The sequence below is a fragment of the Steroidobacter flavus genome (assembly GCF_042651805.1).
Classification (GTDB): domain Bacteria; phylum Pseudomonadota; class Gammaproteobacteria; order Steroidobacterales; family Steroidobacteraceae; genus Steroidobacter; species Steroidobacter flavus.
Genome location: NZ_JBHSDU010000010.1, coordinates 301,090 through 320,178, shown reverse-complemented (window position 1 = coordinate 320,178; position 19,089 = coordinate 301,090). Strand labels below are relative to the sequence as shown.

Annotated in this window: 17 protein-coding genes; 7 read left to right on the top strand and 10 right to left on the bottom strand. The window is 61.3% G+C overall.

What is annotated here, in order from left to right:
• Window positions 1-4: 4 nt before the first annotated feature.
• From ACFPN2_RS22785 to ACFPN2_RS22755, 7 genes are all read right to left on the bottom strand, one after another.
• A complete protein-coding gene (locus ACFPN2_RS22785; RefSeq protein ID WP_380600884.1) occupies window positions 5-142 on the bottom strand; it encodes a hypothetical protein in 138 nt (45 codons plus the stop codon).
• Window positions 143-457: 315 nt separating this feature from the next.
• Entirely contained in the window at window positions 458-1,921 is a 1,464-nt protein-coding gene (locus tag ACFPN2_RS22780; protein WP_380600882.1) for a serine hydrolase, read from the bottom strand.
• Window positions 1,922-1,941: 20 nt separating this feature from the next.
• Complete coding sequence (locus ACFPN2_RS22775; RefSeq protein ID WP_380600880.1) at window positions 1,942-3,324, bottom strand: spinster family MFS transporter; 1,383 nt, start codon at window positions 3,322-3,324, stop codon at window positions 1,942-1,944.
• 11 nt (window positions 3,325-3,335) lie between these two features.
• Window positions 3,336-4,286 (bottom strand): dipeptidase, encoded by a 951-nt coding sequence (locus ACFPN2_RS22770; RefSeq protein WP_380600897.1) that lies wholly within the window; start codon window positions 4,284-4,286, stop codon window positions 3,336-3,338.
• Window positions 4,287-4,355: 69 nt separating this feature from the next.
• Window positions 4,356-6,650, bottom strand: a complete 2,295-nt coding sequence (locus ACFPN2_RS22765; RefSeq protein ID WP_380600878.1) for a S9 family peptidase — start codon at window positions 6,648-6,650, stop codon at window positions 4,356-4,358.
• Window positions 6,650-9,262, bottom strand: coding sequence for a TonB-dependent receptor (locus ACFPN2_RS22760; protein WP_380600876.1), 2,613 nt, complete (start codon window positions 9,260-9,262; stop codon window positions 6,650-6,652). The genes ACFPN2_RS22765 and ACFPN2_RS22760 overlap by 1 nt, the downstream gene beginning before the upstream one ends.
• A 175-nt stretch (window positions 9,263-9,437) precedes the next feature.
• Window positions 9,438-10,484: a M42 family metallopeptidase gene (locus tag ACFPN2_RS22755; protein WP_380600874.1), complete on the bottom strand. Its 1,047-nt coding sequence runs from the start codon at window positions 10,482-10,484 to the stop codon at window positions 9,438-9,440.
• A 343-nt stretch (window positions 10,485-10,827) separates the two neighbouring features.
• Here ACFPN2_RS22755 and ACFPN2_RS22750 point away from each other — a divergent pair, with 343 nt between their 5' ends.
• The 4 genes from ACFPN2_RS22750 (at window position 10,828) to ACFPN2_RS22735 (ending at window position 13,513) form a co-directional block, all read left to right on the top strand.
• Window positions 10,828-11,820 (top strand): energy transducer TonB, encoded by a 993-nt coding sequence (locus ACFPN2_RS22750; RefSeq protein WP_380600873.1) that lies wholly within the window; start codon window positions 10,828-10,830, stop codon window positions 11,818-11,820.
• A gap of 304 nt (window positions 11,821-12,124) precedes the next feature.
• On the top strand, window positions 12,125-12,625 hold the full coding sequence (locus tag ACFPN2_RS22745) for a phosphatase domain-containing protein (protein ID WP_380600871.1): 501 nt from the start codon (window positions 12,125-12,127) through the stop codon (window positions 12,623-12,625).
• On the top strand, window positions 12,615-12,887 hold the full coding sequence (locus ACFPN2_RS22740) for a phosphopantetheine-binding protein (protein WP_380600869.1): 273 nt from the start codon (window positions 12,615-12,617) through the stop codon (window positions 12,885-12,887). The genes ACFPN2_RS22745 and ACFPN2_RS22740 overlap by 11 nt, the downstream gene beginning before the upstream one ends.
• Window positions 12,888-12,916: 29 nt before the next feature.
• The gene (locus ACFPN2_RS22735; protein ID WP_380600867.1) at window positions 12,917-13,513 is read left to right on the top strand and encodes a ParB-like protein; all 597 of its coding nucleotides are present in this window, start codon (window positions 12,917-12,919) and stop codon (window positions 13,511-13,513) included.
• A gap of 10 nt (window positions 13,514-13,523) precedes the next feature.
• Here the strand turns inward: ACFPN2_RS22735 and ACFPN2_RS22730 are convergent, their stop codons facing one another.
• Window positions 13,524-14,354: an AraC family transcriptional regulator gene (locus tag ACFPN2_RS22730; protein WP_380600865.1), complete on the bottom strand. Its 831-nt coding sequence runs from the start codon at window positions 14,352-14,354 to the stop codon at window positions 13,524-13,526.
• Window positions 14,355-14,487: 133 nt separating this feature from the next.
• Here ACFPN2_RS22730 and ACFPN2_RS22725 point away from each other — a divergent pair, with 133 nt between their 5' ends.
• Together ACFPN2_RS22725 and ACFPN2_RS22720 are read left to right on the top strand one after the other, a co-directional pair.
• Window positions 14,488-15,174 (top strand): O-methyltransferase, encoded by a 687-nt coding sequence (locus ACFPN2_RS22725; protein ID WP_380600863.1) that lies wholly within the window; start codon window positions 14,488-14,490, stop codon window positions 15,172-15,174.
• Window positions 15,171-15,911, top strand: coding sequence for a siderophore-interacting protein (locus tag ACFPN2_RS22720; protein WP_380600861.1), 741 nt, complete (start codon window positions 15,171-15,173; stop codon window positions 15,909-15,911). The genes ACFPN2_RS22725 and ACFPN2_RS22720 overlap by 4 nt, the downstream gene beginning before the upstream one ends.
• Here the strand turns inward: ACFPN2_RS22720 and ACFPN2_RS22715 are convergent.
• Window positions 15,908-16,777: a formylglycine-generating enzyme family protein gene (locus ACFPN2_RS22715; protein ID WP_380600895.1), complete on the bottom strand. Its 870-nt coding sequence runs from the start codon at window positions 16,775-16,777 to the stop codon at window positions 15,908-15,910. The genes ACFPN2_RS22720 and ACFPN2_RS22715 overlap by 4 nt on opposite strands.
• A 26-nt stretch (window positions 16,778-16,803) precedes the next feature.
• Complete coding sequence (locus ACFPN2_RS22710; protein WP_380600860.1) at window positions 16,804-17,805, bottom strand: LacI family DNA-binding transcriptional regulator; 1,002 nt, start codon at window positions 17,803-17,805, stop codon at window positions 16,804-16,806.
• Window positions 17,806-17,932: 127 nt separating this feature from the next.
• On the opposite strand from ACFPN2_RS22710, the gene ACFPN2_RS22705 reads away from it, so the two are divergent.
• Complete coding sequence (locus ACFPN2_RS22705; RefSeq protein WP_380600859.1) at window positions 17,933-19,057, top strand: Gfo/Idh/MocA family protein; 1,125 nt, start codon at window positions 17,933-17,935, stop codon at window positions 19,055-19,057.
• Window positions 19,058-19,089 lie beyond the last annotated feature (32 nt).

The following is a 19,089-nucleotide window of genomic DNA, read 5'->3' as shown; positions in this document are numbered from 1 at the left end:
TAGTTCACGAAGTATCCGCCTGCACCAGGCACACCCAGCCATGGGTAAACGACGCCGCCGAGCCGGTGAGCGACGCTGAGTACCAAGAAACTTCCTTCAGGAGCAATCGCAGATGTGAACTGGCGAGCTGTGAAGGCGGCATCTGACGCCGCCTGCGTTGCCCTATCGAATATCAGGGATCGGGGTAATGTGACAGGAACAGTGCCGATTCAGTGCCCTGCGGACACGCGCGTGCCGTACCGCACTAGATGCAGCAGTCGCTCAAACGGGTACGCGGTCCGCTGCGATGGGTATGTGACAGGGTTTGATTGTTGGCCAATTCCGTCGCGCTTCATTTTCCGCATGCGGGCGCCCGATGGGATTCTTGTCGGTGAATACCGACCGGAGCGAACAACATACGAACGCATGCATCCGCGGCGATATCGTCTCCGCGAACCATTTAGGAATGTTCGCGCACCTATACCTGGCGTCTGGCAAACCGAATCGGTGCAACTTCCGGGTCCAGGGCGAAGGACAGACTGCCAATTGCACCCCTGGCATCGACGTGAAACTGAACCAAGCTCGCACCGTCGAATGGATGCACCTGGTGCACCGACCAGACATCGCTGCTCTCCGGAACCCAGGCATCGTAGTGCCAATGCTTCAAGTCCAGCTTCAAGCTTTCGCGTATCAGGATCAGCTTGCGGCCGCGCTGACGAATCTCGATCGCTCCATATCCCGCGTGCTCATATGTGCCAACGTATGCGCCGGATGCGTGCGTGGGCCTCGTGCCGGCGGTACGTGGCACGGCGGCGGTGCGCTGACGGATTTTTTCGAGTCTCGTTCGATATTGAGCAAGCCGTTCTACAATGACTTGCTCGCAAGGCACATCCATCAGCGTATCGAAAGCGCACTGATTGACGACTTCCGCCGAGATGGAGCCGCCCTTGTTGAGGAACGACACCAGGCCGACACCGAGCTCGGGATAAAATACCGTCGAGGAATCGACATCATGCAGATATCCCGTGTGCCCGAAACGTTTGTGGCCACGGTAGTAATCCACGACCCAACCCAGCGCATAGGTCGCATCCGGCGACAGCGAGGCCAGTGCCCGCTTTCCCACGATGACCTGGGGCGAATGAAGCTCACGCAACGTCTCGGCTTTGAGCAGTCCTCGATGTTTCTTGTCACTCCCTGCTGCCAGATGGAAAAGCAACCAAGATGCCATGTCTGTCACGGTGGAGTGAACGGCACCTCCGGAAGGCGCAGTGGCCTGCGAGCCGTAGCGCCAGGCGCTGACTAGCTTACGACGCGCGTTCTCATGATATGAGGCGGTGACCTTGCCACGGACCGGACGATGGCAGGTCGTCTCGTGCATTCCCAAGGGAGCAAGGATCCGCTGCTGGATGAGCTCCTCCCAACGCTTGCCCGTCACGATCTCCGCGATGTGCCCCGCCGCGGTTACGCTGAGGTTGCTGTATTGGAACCGTTCTCTGAAGTCGGCCGAGAGCTCCAGATGTGCCAGACGTTTCACCAGCTCCGCGCGACTGAGTCCGCTGTCGACCCACGCCCAATCGTGGCGGGGCAATCCGGTTCTCATCGTCACCAGATCGCGAAGCGTGGCCCGACTGCTCGCGATCGGGTCGTGCAGCCGAAAGCCAGGGAAGTAATTTTGCACCGGAGTATCCCAGGCAAGCTTGCCCTCATCGACCAGCATGCCTAGCAGCATCGCATTCATCGGTTTCGTGGTGGACGCGATGGGGTATACCGTGTCCGCAGTCATGGGCTGCTTCGGGCGCAGGCTGCGGAAGCCATAGCCCCTGGCGAACGCGGTCCGACCCTCCGCCACGATGGCGATCGCGGCACCCGGCACTTGTGCGGACTTCAGAATGCCGGCGATGAGACCGTCCAGCCGATCGACGTGTTGAACACGCATTTCCATGGCCGCGCCCTACCAATCGCTCAAATCGATGAGCTCACTGTCTCGCCGGGGATTCGTCGTGGCGCATTCGAGGAGGCCTCCACCTGTGCGCTGTCGCTGCTTGTCATCTCCCTCTCGTACGTGACTTCCATATCGCGCACCACCGTCGTGCTGGCCCGCCATAGATGCCAGGCGCCCCACAGATAGCCGGGCGAGAGCACCAAGAGCACGTAACGCAGCGATTCCGTTCCTGCCCACGGAGCGATCGCATCGCTCAGCATACCCACGCCCAGCGGTCCCAGCCCCAGCCCGACCAGATTCGCGAACAGGTACAACAGCGCAATCGACATGGCGCGCATACGGGGCGGCACTAGTGTTTGAATGGTCGCAAACACCGGCCCGGCCACACTGTTGCCGCCGATGGTGGCAATTGCCATCAGCGCGAACGCGACATATACGTTCGACACCAGATACATCGCCGTCGAGACGACCGCGAAGGCAGCGTATGTGAGCGCCATCATCTTGAGCTGCAGGCGTTCGTTCCTCGCCGCGAACCGCGATGCCAGCGCGCCGCCCAGATAAATGCCGAGCAGCCCACCCACGCCGTAGATCAACGTGAACCAAGCGCCCAGCTCCCCCGTTTCCATGCCGAAGCTGCGGATGAAGAACGCGGGTTTCCATTTACCGATGCCGTAGCTGAAGAAAGATACAGCCGCGAACGAAAACATCAGATGGCGGAAGGTGGGGATGGTCCACAAGGTGACGAAGACTTCACGCAAGCTCGGCGATGACTCCTGCGCATCCGGCCATTCCTTCGATGCTTGCTCGCGTGCGTTCAGCATTCCCTGCCGACGCGGCTCTCTCAGGGTAAACCACGCCACGATGGCCAGGAGCAATCCCGGGATGCCCACGATCAAAAACGTCAAACGCCAGCCGTAGAGCTCATTGAGCCAGCCGGCCAACAGATAACCGAAAACGGCACTCAGCGGGCCGCCCAACATATACCTCGATAGCGCTCGCGGTCGCTCGGTACGCGAGAAGTGATCCGCGATGAGCGAGTGCGCCGGCGGAATACAACCGGCCTCGCCGACCGCAACACCCACTCGGATCAATAACAGCTGCACGAAATTGCCAGCCAGCGCGCACAAGCCCACCGCAACGCTCCAAAGCGCCGTGGTTACAGTGATGATGGTCACGCGGTTGCCCTTATCGGCCCAGCGTGCGATCGGAATGCCCATCAGCGAATAGAAGATCGCGAACGCGATCCCGCTCATCAAGCCGAGCTGTGTATCGCTCAAAGCCAGATCGACTTTGATCTCCTGCAGAAGCAACGACAACGCGAGCCGATCGACGCCATTGGAGGCGAGGATCACCGCAAGCAGCGTCAGCATGTAGGGCCGGTATGCGGCCTCCTTCAGTGGCATCGTGTGTCTTCTCAGCTTCGCCAGACCGCCCGCGCGATGCGCAGGACGTTTTCACCCAGAATCATCCTGATGGCGTCTTGCGCATAGCCAAGACGCAACAGGGCCTCAACGATCTCCGGCAATTGTTCCGGCCGCACGAATTTGATTCCCGAGCCGTACAGATGCGGCGGGTACATTTCCGGAGCGCTCGCGACGAGCTCATCGACCTCCCGTAGGTCGAAAACATAGTCCAGTCCGAGCCCGACGTGTTCGGGGCCGACCAGCTGCGCGACATGGTCGATGTGCCTGACGAAGTTACTGGCGCTGACATCGTTGTTGCCGAGGAAAGTGCCAACGCCGCTGATGCCGATCAAGCCGCCGCGGCCGGCACACGCTTTGATGACGTCGTCATCGAGGTTACGCGGATGATTGAACACGGCGTTAGCATTCGCGTGAGAGAAGATCACGGGATGCGCAGACAGATCGATCGCTTGGAGCGCGGTGCGCTTACCAGTGTGAGCACAGCAGAGCATCATACCTACGCGCGCCATCTCCGCGATGACCTCGCGCCCGTAAGCCGTCAACCCGCTATCGACATCCTGGCATCCTCCGCCGACTCGGTTGTTTCGGTTGTAAGCGATCAGCATCCATCGCACGCCAAGCTCGTAATAGAGAGCGATGAGCGACGGCTGATCGCCGATGGCATTCATACCCTCGATGTCGAATGCCACAGTCAGCTTGCCCGCTGCGGCTGCCTCCTCCAGAGCGACCACGTCACTGACCATTGCGTAGCGGTCGGCATGTTGTGTCAGCCAGCCGCGCAGATGCGCAATCATGCGCATGTGGTCTTCGATGGAAGTACGATCCCAACCGACATTCAGGGACACGAACTTCACGCCGGCCGTGCGATAGCGCTCCAACTGCGGCAGGAAGCTGTCGTCGCCCGGTCGTAGCGGCATGCAGCCATGCAGATCGCAGCACACCGCCTGTTGCAGTATCCGAGCGCCTCTTCCCTGTGGTGTATTGCTGGCGGGCGTGTAGCTGGCCACTCTTTATCGCCTCAGTAGTCGCTGCCGCGCATCCCTCGAGCGTCGATCCGTCACGGCGGGCGGGACGAGTGCGAGCTTCCGCTGCTTCAAGTGGGTTTCGAAGTGCCCCACGAGCTTGCGCACGAAGTAGGCGTCATCGGCATTCTCGAAGCGATGCCCGGCATCGGGCAACACCACGAGCTCGTGATCGATGCGCGCTCGGATCAGGTGCTGAGACATTTGCAACGTGTTGGAGCACACCATGGGATCGGCCGTTCCACACACGAGCATCAACTTGCCCACGATACCGGCGGCCGACGAGTACAAGCTTGCATACTCGTAAGCCGCCTCCGCGCGTGCCGGCAGGTCGAGATACGGCTCGAATAGAAACGCATCGTACGGGTCCACTGCCGGCGCTGTGGCGACCCCGACGTGAAACACATCCGGCGCTTGAGCCATGGCACGGATCGCAAAGTAACCGCCCCAGGAGTGGCCCCATATTCCCACCCGATCCAGGTCGATGAAACTGTGGCGCTGGGCGAGTTCCCGCAGTGTCGCGACGTGATCGGGAATCTCTTCACGCCCCCAGTTGCGATAGACAACATCGTGAAACGCCTTCGAACGGCCCGGTGTGCCCCGGCTATCGACCGATAGCACGACATAGCCGAGTTCGGTCAACGCGTGATCGAGCCGAGAATGCGAACAGTCGCCGAGCCCGAAGCCGTGAGCGACGATGCTGGTGGACGGCGCTGCATAGATGCGCACGATGACCGGATATTTTTTCCTCGCATCCAAGTCCCGGGGCTTGTGCATCACCCCCCACAGCGCGGTCTTGCCGTCCGCCGCAGTGACTTTGAATTCCTCCGAGCCGCCGGGATTCATGGCTTCCAGAGCAGCGACATTCGCGCGTTCGACAGTGGTCAGGTGCCTGCCGTCGGCAGCATGGAAATCCGTACGAAATGGCCGGTCCGGACGCGAATTGATGGCGATGAATGTTTTCCTGGCCGGGGAAACGTAAACGACGTTCTCCCCATCGAGCGGCGTCAGCCGCTCGAGCGTTCCGCCGCTCAGGCCGACCCGGCAAAGGTGTGTGTCATACGGCCGCTCCTGATCGTGATGGGCGGTGACGTAAATCCAGCCGCCCCACAGATCCACCGCCACCACATCGATCGCGGGGAACTCACCGGCAGTCAACGCACGTACCTGCTTGCCGTCGAGGGAATAGAGATAAAAGTGATTCCAACCGGTGCTCGCGGATCGCCAGATCAATCCTGAGCCATCCTCGAGGAGCGTCGCGTGGTTGTTGGCGCCGTAGAGCACCTCGTGCTGAATAGCGATGAACGTCGCAGCGGACTCACGCAGCACCGTTCGAATAGCGCCGCTCTTCGGGTTGGCCGCGAGCACCTCCACCGACTTGAAGTCCCGCGAATGACGGGTGAACAGTACCTCCGAGCCGTCCGGCAGCCAGCCGATCAGGGTAAAGAACCGGTCCTCGCAAGTGCCGACATCGAGAGCGCGAACCTGCCGGGCCGACACATCGATCACATAGGGCTGAACGATATCCAGCGGCCCGCCGGCGCGCTGAATCTTCATCGTCGTCGTTTCCTGCCGATGCCGATATCGGACATACGGCAGGTCCGGGACGGCGCGACGATCGACTTTGGTTGCAAACAACCAGCGCCCCTCCGGCGACCACGGAGTCTGCGCCCGCCCTGGCAAAGTCATCGTCGCCGGCTGAAACGCCGCAGTCTCGATATCCCACTCGAAATCGCGGGCACCGTCTGTAGTCAGCGCAATCAGCTCATCGGAACCCGGCTTGCGCAACATCACGTTGCCCTGGGCGATCGAGGCGAACCAGCGCTTATCGGGCGCGGGCACCTCCGGCACCCGAATCGGCTTTGTGAGCCACCTGGGGCGCTCATACATTCGCGGCGTGCCTGCCAGCGACGGCATGACCTCTGGAGTAATGGAATAGTCGCGGGTCGATAGAACGTAGTCGGCGCCGTCGAAGGAGAATCGATATCTGTCTTCGCCAAGGTCCGCAACCGTCTCGAAAGGCAGACCTCGATTCGGCAGGTCACGTCGTAACAATGCACCCAAGGCTTGCCGGGTTCGATGCACATCGAACAACGGCGCGACGTGGCCCGTCGCGCCGTCTACACGGAGAATCACCGTGTCGCTCGGCCCACCCTGTGCGTACCAGAAGCTGGCACCATCGCTGAGCCAGTTCGGCACAACCCTGCCACCGACAACCAGCCCCACCGGGTCCATGAATCGGTCGAAACGCTGCAGCGACTCCTCATCATGGACCGACCTCATCAGAACGCCTTGCTCACATTGATTCCCAGCGTGCGCGGCTGAATGTAAGTCACGACATACTGAAAGGAAAACGTCGCGTCGCGCCCGCTTCTCAGCACGCCGCGCTCGTCACCCACATTGTTGACGTAGGCGTTGACGATCCAGGTGTCGAACGTGGCGCCAGCCCGCAGGTCAAGTTGGGTGTACGACGGGAATGTTCCCTGCGGGAAGCCGCGGAAGAAGCGCCCCTTGCGATCGCCGGTATAGCCGAAGGTGGTTCCAACAAACCCGGTCGCATCCGAGAAGAGCGCAAACTCCTGGTCCACCGAGATACTGCCCGACCACTCCGGGCTGTACGGCAGTCGATCGCCGACGCGCGCGGTCAAGTCGCTGGTGGTCGGCACTTCGGTGAGCTCGGCGTTGTTATAAACGCCCCACGCGGAAACGGTGAGTCCCTCCAGCGGCCTCACGTCCACCGACAGCTCCACGCCCTGGCTCTTGGCTTTGCCGGCGTTCAATGTGTACGTCGAAAAGGTGGCCGGGTCGCGGAGCTGCAACTGCACGTCCTTCCAATCGATGTAGTAGACCGAGGCGTCGAAGGACAGCAAGTCATCGAAGACACTGCCCTTCATGCCGATCTCATAGTTCTCGGTCGAGTCCGGTCCGAAATCGCGCGGCAGTCCGGCTGCCAACGCCGTGGGATTGGTGTTCGGGCCGCCCGGACGGAAACCTGAAGCGAAGCGCGCATACATCATCAGGTCATCCGAGAATCGATAGCGCGGCGTCAACAGATAGGTGAACGCATCGTCCTTCGCCTTGTACTCCGGCGTCGTCGCCGTGGCGGATGGACCGAATAGCTGGTTGAAGGGCCCCGTGCTGGTCGACGAGCCCGTCTCATATTCATAGTGGCTGCTGCGGCCACCGACTTGAATGTCGAAGCGTTCGGTCAGTCGGAAGGTCAGATCGGTGAAGGCCGCGTATTCATCGTAGGCGCCATCCAGATCCGTTACGAGCCACGTGCCAGCCACTGCGCCGTTAGTCGTGTCGATGGCCAGAATCTGCTGTTGCGATGGATAGCGTTCGCGCGTGTAGAACGCACCGAACAACCAGTCGATGGTGTCGGTCAGCGGCATCGCAAGGCGCATCTCCTGAGAGAACTTCGTCGTTTCTCCGCCGCCGTGAGTCACTATGCCGTCGACGCCAAAGCGCGCTCGCGAAGCCGCGGCGAGCGAGGGACTGAGATCGACCGCCGTCATCAAATCGCTGGTGCTGTAGCCGGTCAGCGAGGTCAATTCCGCGTTGCCGAGCTTGGCCGTGACAATCGCGCTGTAAGCCTGGAACTCCTGCTCGTAGCCGCCGCTGTCGATCAGGGCGCTTTGCTCCAGATCCTTTAATCCTGCGACCCGGCCGATCGGCGGGGGCAGATGCGTATCCGAGGATCCCTCTCGTTCCGAGTTCTGATACAAAGCGCTCAGCTTGACCGAAAAGTTCTCCGCGGGCCGCCACAACGCTGAGATTCTGCCGCCGTACGAATCGGTGCGATTGACGTCGTTCTGACCCGTCTGAATGTTATCGATGTAGCCGGCATCGCGACGCGTGTTACCGCTGGCGCGAATCGCAAACGTATCGCTCAAAGGAATATTGATCGAGCCGCGCGCCACATAACCCATCTCGCCGTTGTGAACGCTGCTAGTGCCGAGCTGCACATTGCCACCGACCCGCTCGGTGGAAGGATCGGCGGTGACGTACTTCAGCAGGCCGCCCATGCTGCTTGCCCCATACAACGTTCCCTGCGGGCCACGCAGTACCTCCACTCTGGACAGCTCGCTCGGATCGATGTCGGAAGAGATCAGACCGTTGTTGCCATTGCCGGCCGCCGTGGATGCCCCGAAAGGAATATCGTCGACCACCACACCCACGGTGGGATTGACGAAGCCGCCCGTGGTCACACCGCGGATTGCAATCGAGGGACTGCTTACATCTCCCACCAGCGTCAGATTGAGGCCGGGAATCTTGTTGTAATAGTCTTGCAAGCGCAGCTGACCGCGCTCGGAGAGCATGTCCGTGCTGATCGACGTCACCGGTACCGGCACATCCTGCAGTCGTTCCGCCCGCTTCTGAGCTGTGACCAGCACCTCTTCCATGATCTTGCCACCGCTCGTCCGGCGACCTTCCTCCGCTGATGAGGCTACAAGCGGCTGAGCCGCAGTACCACTCGTCGGCGCGGCGGCATTCATGAACTGCGTGTCGGCCAGCTGATGCAACTTTGCCTTCGCTTCGGCGCTCGTTTCGACGCCCCCCCCGCCATGATTGTTACGCGCAGTCACCACCACCATGCTGGCGTTCACTCGCGTGAAAGTGAGCTCGCTGTTCACCAGCAACTGACTGAGCGCCGCATCCACGGTGTAACGGCCCTTCAACGGGCCGACCAACACATTGCGATGATCGACGTCATCGGCCATGAGCGCGACACTGATGCCGGTTTGCACCGACAGTTCCTGAAGCATCGCCGCCACGGGCTTGGGTGGGATGTCCAGCGAATACTCGCGGGCCATTGTGTCGGCGGCGCCGATCGCGGCATAGCCCGTCGCGGCACACAGGACCACGCTCCCCAACATTGTTTTTTTCATCATCGGCCCCTTCAGGTTTGATTCAGCGAAAAACACCTTGAAAACATCGACAAAGTGCCTCTCATATGAAGCATGACCGGGCTACGTCCGGCGGTTTACCCTTTGCTACAAAGATAAAATCGGTGAAGCCCGACGGCGGATTCGAGCGCTCGTCCGGCGGGCAGCTTATGGAAAGGACTCAGCTCAGACCGTCTTCACAAAACGCGGTCAGGATGTCGACGCAGTTGGCGATCGCACCCAGATGAGCAATCTCGTAGCCATGAGTGTTCTGCGTAGGAAATCCGAGACAGGCCGCACGCGGCACGTTGCCTGCCTTCATGGCGATGGAACCGTCGCTGCCGAAACCGCTGATCACAGCGTGTTGGAGCGGAATATCGCGCCGCTCGGCCGCGCGCCGAATCGCGTTGTTCAACGAACAGTCGTATAAACCATAACTATCTTCGGCCAGCAACACCGGTGCGACGCCATCGGCAATGGCGTATTCCGGAGCGAGCGGGCATATCTCCAAAGCGATGAGCGCATCCAGCTCCTGACGCTGCGTGAAGTAGAGCGCGCCGATGGCACCGACCTCTTCCTTGGCCGAAGCGATCAGGTACACGTCGGGACGCGGCGTCCGGACCCGCGCCGCCACTTCGAGCAGAATGGCGAGTGAGGCTTTGTTATCTAGTGTGTAGCTCGCGATATGATTCTTCAGCCTGAAGGGTCGCTTGCGATGCTTGCCGATCACCATGCGCGTGCCCGGCCCGATCCCTGCTTGCTTCAGCTCCGCGAGCGTGAGCTTGGTCTCGACCCAGGCATCGCTCCATCGTAGCGGCGTGCTTTCCTTATGAACGAACTGCGGTGAGGCATGCGAGACGTGCCGCGAGCCGAAGCTGAGCACACCGCTCACGCAGGCATGTTCGCCAAGCAGATCGACCACCCCTTCTCCGTACACCCAGGGGAAAGAGCCGCCGAGCTTTCGGACCTTGACCCGGCCATCCTCGCTCAGCTCGGTGACGATGGTGCCGATCTCATCTTTATGAGCCGTGATGCCCAGGCTGCCACCGCCGCTGCCGGGAATCTTGGCGATCAGATTGCCGCTGGCGTCGCTATTCACCCGCACACCCATCGACTCGAAGCGCGCCGTCAGTAGTTCATCAACCTCGCGCTCGACGCCGCTGGGGGAGTGGCGCATGACCAGGTCACCGATCGATTCGAACAGAGCATCCAGCGTATCCACTGCCATTGATTGTCTATCCGTACCGTCAACGAGCTACTAGGCAATATGACCGTGCCAAACGTGCGAGTCATCCCTGCGAGCGATGCGAGTAGCGAGAAGTCTCTGTCTCGGACGGGGCTGGGCGAAGCTGAAGCGTGATAGAAAAGTACCAGATGCTCGCGCGAGCCCGCGCGGAAATCCGCATACTCTCATACGCTTACGCGCGACCTTCGGCGCGTACAGCGAATCAGAAGCCACTGATCGAGACCGCAGAGGTCAGCGGTAGAAACTGACTGATCGCTACCGGATCGTGTTCCGCTGCTAAGATGGCGCGAACAAGACAAACGCACGCGAACTGCTGCTCGAACCCATGCACTTGAAACGACTGTTACCGATCCTGGTTCTCGGGAGCGCCGGCTGCGCTACGAACTATCTTCCGCCGCAAGCCCCGCCTCCGCCGCTGTGGGACGGTGAATCCGGGTTTCGGGTCGATGCTCATTCCCTGCGCGTGAACGAGGGCGTGAAGCGGCCTGGCGATGTGATCGTGGAACACGATGCCCAGCTCAAGCGCACCGGGCTCGTCCTGGAAACCGTTCGCCTGCGCAACCCCTATGGCGTCGAGATGATCATTCCCGAAGGCGCGAAAGCGTTCGCCACGAATTTCACATTGACCACCGGCCCGCGACGCGTCGCTCAAGAAATCAATCCCATCGAGTGGTGCGCGTTCCTGCCTCGAGGCATCAACGACAAGAAGCCCGGCCCGCAGAGCGTGTGCATCTTCTGGGAGAACGAACAGCGCGCCCGTTACACCGAATCCGAAGTCGGCGAGTTTGCGTTCCAGCCAGGCCTGCCGCCGACGGGCATGCCTGGCCCGGTGCCCAAAATCGAAGAAGCCCCGGTGGATTTCGACCTCGACTTCACGCGCCGCCTTCGCATCGGCGCCATCGGCGCTGACACCGTCACCCTGGAGTTGACGGTGACCGATGGCACGGCCTCCAGCTATCCCAGTCGGGAGACTTACAACTGGAAGCCCGATGGCACCTTCATCTATTTGCTCGGCGACGACGCCATCGTGCTCACGCGCTCCGCCGATCGTCAGACGGTCGACGTGCGTCTACGCGATCCCGAACCGGTCGCGATCAGTCCCAACGTCACCGAATATACGGTGGTGCTCGAGCTCCTGGTCGGCACTCACGGCCTCGTCAAGGAAGCGCGCGTGCTCCAATCAAGCGGCCTTGCCCACGTCGATGCCCTCGCAGTCAATCGAGCGGAGAACGATCTCAAACTCGAACCCTTCATGGAAAACGGCCGCCGCGTCGAGAAACGCGGCCGCTTTCCGGTGAAGGTCAGAGTGGAGAAATAACGTGCCCGCGAGATCACGACTCAGTCTCGCGGCCGCGGACCATCTCAAACTCGTCCTCCAATAGCCAATAGCGGACGGTGTCATAGTCCTGCGCAGTGAATACCTTCCTGCGGCTCTCCTGCGGGTCAAAGACATTGATGTCCCGTCCGTCACTGTGCACTATCAACACGTACGGTGGCGTGTGACCAGTATCGGCCCAAACTTCAAACCAGGCAGTCATGGCGGTACGGTTCCCTGTAACGACCTGAAACGATTCATGTGCACGCCGGCAGAATAGCTAGATGGCCAAGGAGCGGATGGTATTTTGCTTCCGGAAATTTACTGGATTAGCGATGTCACACAGGGACGCCTCGGGATCATGGCCCGGCCGCGCGCGGGTGACTGGCTGCAGGATGAGATTCTAGGCTGGCGCTCCGCTGGGGTCGATGCAGTTGTGTGCTTGTTGGAAGCATCGGAGATCCATGAGCTTGGTCTTGTAGATGAACACCAGCTGTGCACGGCTAACGCGATTCAGTTCTCTTCGCTACCGACTCCCGATCGGGGCGTGCCGGCCTCGATGGCCCCGGCCATGCAACTCGTCGACCATATCGTTGGTTTGCTGCGGTCGGGCTCGAGTGTGGCGATTCATTGTCGTGCGGGAATCGGTCGATCTTCTCTCATCGCAGCCTGCGCCATGCTTCGACTTGGATTCGATGCAGATAGCATCTTCCCTTCGATCGGCCGCTGCCGGGGCGTTTCAGTCCCGGACACACCGGCTCAGGTCGAATGGTTGGAAACCTTCGCTGAGACAACGCATGGGACTTGATATCGTCGAACTGGTCATGGCCATTGAGGAAGAGTTTGGAATAGAGATTCCGAATCCCGATGCGGCGAAGCTCGATACGGTGGGGAAGATCAGTGCGTATGTCCAATCGCGGCTGGAGCTCAATCGAGGACGACCGTTCGACGAGATCGAGGAGGCCGTGCACTGGGAGCGAATCAAAAGGATCGTCGTCGAGCAACTGGGCATTGACCCCAAGCAAGTCACCAGAGAGGCGCATCTGGTACTCGATCTCGGCGCGGACTAGTAGCGATCGGCGTCAATCGGGAGCCCGCCATGGCCAAGATCGAGGAATCCAGCCTTCATAAGCTCCACCCGACGCAACTGACTGTCGGCATGATCGTCGTGAAGGACAAAAGCGCGCGTCTCAAAGCGCTATCCCCGAAAGATCAAAGCGAGTTCATGCGGGAGCACGCGATGCCCGCGGTCATAGGGCCAGGCGGTCGGCTGTATGTGACAGATCATCACCACCTCGGCCGGGCGGCCCTCGAAGCCGGCCTCGCCACCGCCTTCTTCGAAATCGACGGCGACCTTTCCGATCGCAACTCAGGCGACTTCTGGAAACAAATGGAGAAGAACCACTGGGTGCATCCGCTCGATGAGAACGGCGTGCGGCACTACTGCACCCGCATTCCCGATCAGCTCAACGGCCTGGTCGATGATATGTATCGATCCCTTGCCGGCTACGTGCGCGACGCGGGCGGCTACGAGAAGGTGCCTGAAGCATTCGCCGAGTTCGTGTGGGCCGACTTCTTCCGCCGCGCCATTCCCATCGAGCTCGTTCGGGAGAATTTCAAGGAGGCGGTCGCGCAAGCCCTGCCGCTTGCGAAGAGTCACTACGCTAGAAATATTCCGGGGTTCACAGGAAAGTGACAATCGGCCACTAGCGTACAGATCGGGCGTGTCGCTCGGCCATATAACGTCCCGGCGAAACACCGAGCGCCTTACGGAACATCGTGACGAAACTCGCGGTGCTCTCGTAACCCAAGTTCGCGGCGACCTGCTGAATGGACAGGCCCTTGGCCATCCCCTGAAGGGCCAACATGATACTCAGCTGCTGTCGCCAGCGACCGAAGCTCATGCCCGTTTGCTGAGCCAACAAGCGCGACAGCGTCCGTTCGCTCAAGCCGGCGCGTTTGGCCCAGGTTTCGATCGTGCCACGATCCGCAGGGTTCGCCATCATCCCGTCGACGATCTTGCGCAGGCGCTTGTCGGTGGGCATCGGCAGGTGCAGATTTCCAACCGGTGCAGCCGCGATTTCGCCGAGCAGCAGTGCCACCAGATGCGATTCGAGACCACCCTCCGGGTAAAGCTCCGGCAAGCTGGCCGAACGAATCAAGAGTTCACGAAGTAAGGGCGTCGCAGAGAGCGTGCAGCAGGTCGAGGGAAGATGGGCTGTAACGGCCGGATCGATGAAGGCGACGTAGCCTTCGAGAACTCCCGCGACCTTGATCGCATGCAGCGTCTCCCCCGGGATCCACAGCGCACTGTGGGGCGGCACGATCCAGAAGCCATCGTCGATCTCGCACGTGAGCACCCCGCGCAAGAAAAGCAACAGCTGCGCCTTTCGATGCCGGTGAAAATCCAGCTCAAAGCGGCCCGGGGTGTCCATCTCTCCGCCGACAGTGAAGACCGTGCCCGGCATGGCATCGGGATCCATCCATTGTCCCGGCCCGGTTTTATCGGGACGGGGTGGCTCACTCAGAATGGGCATGACTCGAATCGTCCTGACGCTGCACGCCGGGTTGGCAAGATTGCAAAACATTTTGACCGGGTTTGCGACTGACGCCAATCACCCGCCTGCCTATGCTGGCCGTGAGCAATGACCACTGACGGACAGGATGAGCATGAATTCGCTGAGCACGGGGCGCGTTGCCGAAACATTACGACGACTTTTCCAAGAGGCCGAGGCCGCCGACCGACCGCTCATGGAATCGTTCATGAGCGATCCCGATCGTGAGCGCCTGCTCGGCGAGCTCATCGAGGCGGAACACAAAGATCTGCGCGGCCAGTACCATGCCTATGCCAACAATTTCCTGAACGTGACGCCCGAGTTCGGCCACTTCCTGTATCAGTGCGCCCGTGCACGCAAGGCGACACTGATCGTCGAGTTCGGCACCTCGATGGGAATCTCGACGATCCACCTCGCCGCGGCGTTAAGAGACATGGGCGGAGGACGTTTGATCGGCACGGAGCTGGAACCCAGCAAGGTCGCGCGAGCCCGTGCGAATCTCGAAGCGGCTGGGCTCGCGGATCTGGTTGAGCTGCGCGAAGGCGATGCGCGGCAGACGCTCCAGGATGTCGATGGCGATATCGACCTGCTGCTGCTCGACGGCGCCTTCACGCTGTACTTGCCGGTGTTGAAGCAGCTCGAACCCCGACTGAAAACGGGCGCGATCATCCTTGCGGAAAACGCCTTCGAGCAGGCCGGCGGCTACCTGCCCTACGTGCGCGACCCTGCGAATGGCTACCTCTCGTTAACGCTGCCGATTAACGAAGGTCGCGGCAACGAGTTCACGGTCGTGACCCGATGAGCAGCACTCTACAAACATCCGGCGCTTCGCTCTCCGCCCGACTGAGCAAAGCACTGCGGCTCATGGTCATGAAATCGGCGCGCGTCACGGAAGTTGCGGCCGTGGCCGAGCGGTTCCGACTCGTCACGCTTGAAAATCCGGCGTTCAAGGAGCTCACCTGGGTTCCCGGCCAGAAATTGCAGGTGGCCATGGGGTCGGCGTTCATGGCTCGCACGTTCACACCGATGGAATGGGATCCGGCCAAGGGTTGTACCCGCATCCTCGGTTATGCACACGGTAACGGGCCGGGAAGCGACTGGATCCGGCGTGTGAGCGTTGGCGATGAATGCGATGTCTTCGGGCCGCGATCGTCCCTGAAGCTCACAGAGAGCGCGCCGTCGCTGGCTGTACTTGGAGATGAGACTTCGATCGGGCTCGCGTACTCGTTGCTGCACGAGTCCCCCGCTCGGATGGTTCGATGTTTGCTCGAGGTCAGCGACGTCCAGAGCGTGCGGCAGGTCACGACACCTCTAGGACTGGGCGATGCCACACTGGTGCGCAGGAGAGACGACGACTCTCATGTCCAGGAAATAGCAGCGAGTCTGCGGCCGCTAGCCACAGCGGGCACCGCCTTCGTGCTGACAGGACGGGCGCATTTCATTCAAGGACTGCGACGGGCGTTGAAAGACGTTGGAGTGTCGTCGTCGCATCTGATGACAAAGCCCCATTGGGCACCGGGAAGGACGGGACTGGATTAGGGGGCGGCATCCCGCAGGATGCAACGAAAGCCGATGTGACTCGTCGAGGTATCGATCGGATGTGCGTAGCGCGCCGCAGGCCGATACCGTTGGCAGTAATTGGGTGCGCACAAATGCGAGCCGCCCTTCAATACCTTCTGGTCGATGCGCGGGGGATCGCCGCTGTGTTGCCCACAGCAACTGCCCGAATGTTTCTTTTCCTCGGTCGGTAGCGCACACCCATCGCACGTCCATTCCCAGACGTTGCCAATCATGTCGTACAGCCCGAACGCGTTCGCGGGGAACGCACGCACGGGCGAGGTTCGCTCCCAACCATCCAGCATTCGGTTCTCGTGCGGGAACTCACCCTGCCAGTAGTTCGCGAGCATACGTCCCTCAGGTGCCAGCTCCTCGCCCCACGCAAATTCCGTATCGAGTCCGCCGCGCGCCGCATATTCCCACTCGGCTTCGGTCGGCAGCGACTTACCAGCCCAGGCCGCATAGGCCTCAGCATCCGCGTAGGCAATATGCACGACCGGGTGATCGTCCAGCCCGACAATGGAGCTGCCCTCCCCCAACGGTTGCTGCCAATTCGCGCCGAATTGAAAGTGCCACCATTGCGAGAAATCGTTGAGATCCACCGGCCCTTGCGGCCGCAGAAACACGAGCGAGCCGGCCGGCGGCATACCTGGATAGAGAGCGGGATCGGGTGGTATCTCTGCGAAGGTTCGATAGCCCGTCGCGGCCACGAAGGCCGCGAACTCGCGATTGGTCACCGGCGTTTCATCGATCCAGAACCCCTCGACACGCACGCATCGACGCGGACGCTCCTCGGGATAGAACCGCTCCGAGCCCATGACGAAGTCAGCGCCCGGCAGCCGGCGCATGCCAGAACGGCGTGCGCTCGTGCTCATCACGTGGATTCCCGCTCCATGAGCTGGAAGTCGATGACCTCATCGCCGCTGAAAGACTGCGCCTGCGGTACCTTGCGCGCGTTCGCGATCAACAAAGCCGCGCAGCGCTCGGCCATCTTCGCGATGGGCTGACGAATCGTCGTCAACGCCGGCCAGATCTTGACGGCGATCGGCGTGTCGTCGAAGCCGGCGACCGCGAGATCGCTCGGGATATGCAAGCCCTGACGCGAAGCGCACGAAATCACAGCGGCCGCCATGTCATCGTTGCTGGCGAAAATCGCGGTGGGCCGATCCTTCAGTTTGAGCAATTGACTGGCGGCGGCGAGACCGGACTCGAAACTGAAATCGCCCGGCACGATCAGCTCCGGACTGCGCTTGATCCCGTGCGCCAGCAACGCTGCTTCATAACCGATCCGCCGCGGCGCGCTCGAGGAGTGGCTGGCGGGCCCGCTGATGAAGCCGATGCGGCGATGTCCTTTACGAAGCAGCAACTCGGTCATCGCCGTCGCCGCCGCTCGATCGTCGATGCGAACGGTCTTCATGTCCGGCAACGGCCGGCCCGTTGACAACGCGGCCGCGGGCACGGCCAATTCATCGAGCAGGCTGGTGCCGCCGATCATCTCGCAAAACGGTGGCGCGATCAGCAGCGCATTCGCTCCGCTTCTCACGAGAGAGCGGAGCGCGTCAGTGGCGGCATCGAACGTCTTCTCAGCGCAAACGCGCACGGTCACCTGAGCGCCACCGCTGGCCGCTGCTTCGAGCGCGCCCACCAACATCGCACTCAAGAACGCACTCTGCGTATCGAGATAGATGATTCCGATCTTGGTCGCACCGGCGCTCGCCAACGCTCGCGCGGCGGCATTCGGTGTGTAGCCGAGCTCCGCGATGGCGGCCTGCACGGCCTGTCGGGTCTCCGCCGACATCTTGCCCGTGTCGTTGATGACGTTAGATACCGTCATGGCCGACACGCCGGCGCGCTGCGCGACCGCTTCGATCGTCACCCCATGGCTTTTTCGTCTGGCTGAGCGTGCCATCCGTCACTCCGGCTGCAGTTCTACATGGTCGAGACCTGGGCTGAGTTTAGCGATAAACTGCGGCCTTCGGCACTCTTCGTTTCAGGCCTCGATTATGCACGTATCGCAACAGACGCTGAAAATGGCCATGGTCGGTGGCGGCACCGGCTCGTTCATTGGCCCGGTCCATCAGCTCGGCGCCCAACTGAGCGGACGGATCGAGCTGGTCGCCGGTGTCTTCAGCAGCGATCCGAACCGCTCGCTGGCCGCGGCCGCCCAGTACGGCGTCGCGCCCGAGCGCTGCTATCGCAGTCACGAGGAAATGTTCGCCGTCGAAGCCAGGCGCGATGACGGGATCGATCTGGTCGCGATCGCCACGCCCAACCATCTGCATCTTCCCATTGCGCTCGCCGCGATCGAGCATGGCGTGCACATCATTTCGGACAAGCCGGCGACCGCAACGCTCGCTGAAGCCGTGCAACTGCGCGACGCCCTGCGGGCCAGCGACCGCGCCTATGCATTGACCTTCAGCTACACGGCCTACCCGATGGTTCGCGAGGCTCGCGCTCGCGTTGCGAACGGCGACATCGGCCGCGTGCGCAAAGTAATCGTCACTTACTCGCAAGGTTGGATGGCGTCGGCGCTCGAGCGCAATGGCCATCCTCGCGCGGCGTGGCGCACCGATCCGAGCCGTTCGGGTGTCGGTGGCTGCAGCGCCGATCTCGGCGTGCATGCGTTCAATCTCGCCGAGTATCTGACGCACGATGTCGTGACGGAAATGCTCTGCGACGTAAATCCTCTCGTGCCGGACCGCGCGCTCGACGATGACTGCAACGTGCTGTTGCATTTTGCCAAGGGCGGCGTCGGCGTGTTGATGGCATCTCAAGTCGCCTTCGGCGAACGCAATGGACTGTCATTGCAAATCTATGGCGACGCGGGCGCGCTCCATTGGTCGTACGATCAACCGGACGCCTTGCATCTGGTCAAAGGCGGCTCACGCGAAGTGCTTGGTCCGTTATCCGCGAATCTGCGGGTGCGCGTGCCGCTCGCGCCAGGGATCGGCAATGGCCTCATCGCCCCCTTCAGCGTGCTGTATCGAGACTTTGCATCGGCCATTGCCGGCAACCGCGCGCTGCTCGATGGCGATCTGCCCGGCATCGAAGCCGGCGTGCGTAGCATGAGATTCGTTGAGACAGCGGTGGCCGCGAGCGCGGCACGCGCCGGGTGGACCGCGCTCTGACCATCTCGGGGAGGAGCCCGAAGACTCCTCCC

What these genes read in the sequence shown, in the direction of transcription:
- ACFPN2_RS22755 (WP_380600874.1), bottom strand. Translation starts at nt 10,484, where the DNA reads ATGGCAGTGGATACGCTGGATGCTCTGTTCGAATCGATCGGTGACCTG.
- ACFPN2_RS22765 (WP_380600878.1), bottom strand. Translation starts at nt 6,650, where the DNA reads ATGAGGTCGGTCCATGATGAGGAGTCGCTGCAGCGTTTCGACCGATTC.
- ACFPN2_RS22740 (WP_380600869.1), top strand. Translation starts at nt 12,615, where the DNA reads ATGGGACTTGATATCGTCGAACTGGTCATGGCCATTGAGGAAGAGTTT.
- ACFPN2_RS22715 (WP_380600895.1), bottom strand. Translation starts at nt 16,777, where the DNA reads ATGCGCCGGCTGCCGGGCGCTGACTTCGTCATGGGCTCGGAGCGGTTC.
- ACFPN2_RS22785 (WP_380600884.1), bottom strand. Translation starts at nt 142, where the DNA reads ATGCCGCCTTCACAGCTCGCCAGTTCACATCTGCGATTGCTCCTGAAG.
- ACFPN2_RS22735 (WP_380600867.1), top strand. Translation starts at nt 12,917, where the DNA reads ATGGCCAAGATCGAGGAATCCAGCCTTCATAAGCTCCACCCGACGCAA.
- ACFPN2_RS22720 (WP_380600861.1), top strand. Translation starts at nt 15,171, where the DNA reads ATGAGCAGCACTCTACAAACATCCGGCGCTTCGCTCTCCGCCCGACTG.
- ACFPN2_RS22705 (WP_380600859.1), top strand. Translation starts at nt 17,933, where the DNA reads ATGCACGTATCGCAACAGACGCTGAAAATGGCCATGGTCGGTGGCGGC.
- ACFPN2_RS22750 (WP_380600873.1), top strand. Translation starts at nt 10,828, where the DNA reads ATGCACTTGAAACGACTGTTACCGATCCTGGTTCTCGGGAGCGCCGGC.
- ACFPN2_RS22780 (WP_380600882.1), bottom strand. Translation starts at nt 1,921, where the DNA reads ATGGAAATGCGTGTTCAACACGTCGATCGGCTGGACGGTCTCATCGCC.
- ACFPN2_RS22725 (WP_380600863.1), top strand. Translation starts at nt 14,488, where the DNA reads ATGAATTCGCTGAGCACGGGGCGCGTTGCCGAAACATTACGACGACTT.
- ACFPN2_RS22775 (WP_380600880.1), bottom strand. Translation starts at nt 3,324, where the DNA reads ATGCCACTGAAGGAGGCCGCATACCGGCCCTACATGCTGACGCTGCTT.
- ACFPN2_RS22760 (WP_380600876.1), bottom strand. Translation starts at nt 9,262, where the DNA reads ATGATGAAAAAAACAATGTTGGGGAGCGTGGTCCTGTGTGCCGCGACG.
- ACFPN2_RS22730 (WP_380600865.1), bottom strand. Translation starts at nt 14,354, where the DNA reads ATGCCCATTCTGAGTGAGCCACCCCGTCCCGATAAAACCGGGCCGGGA.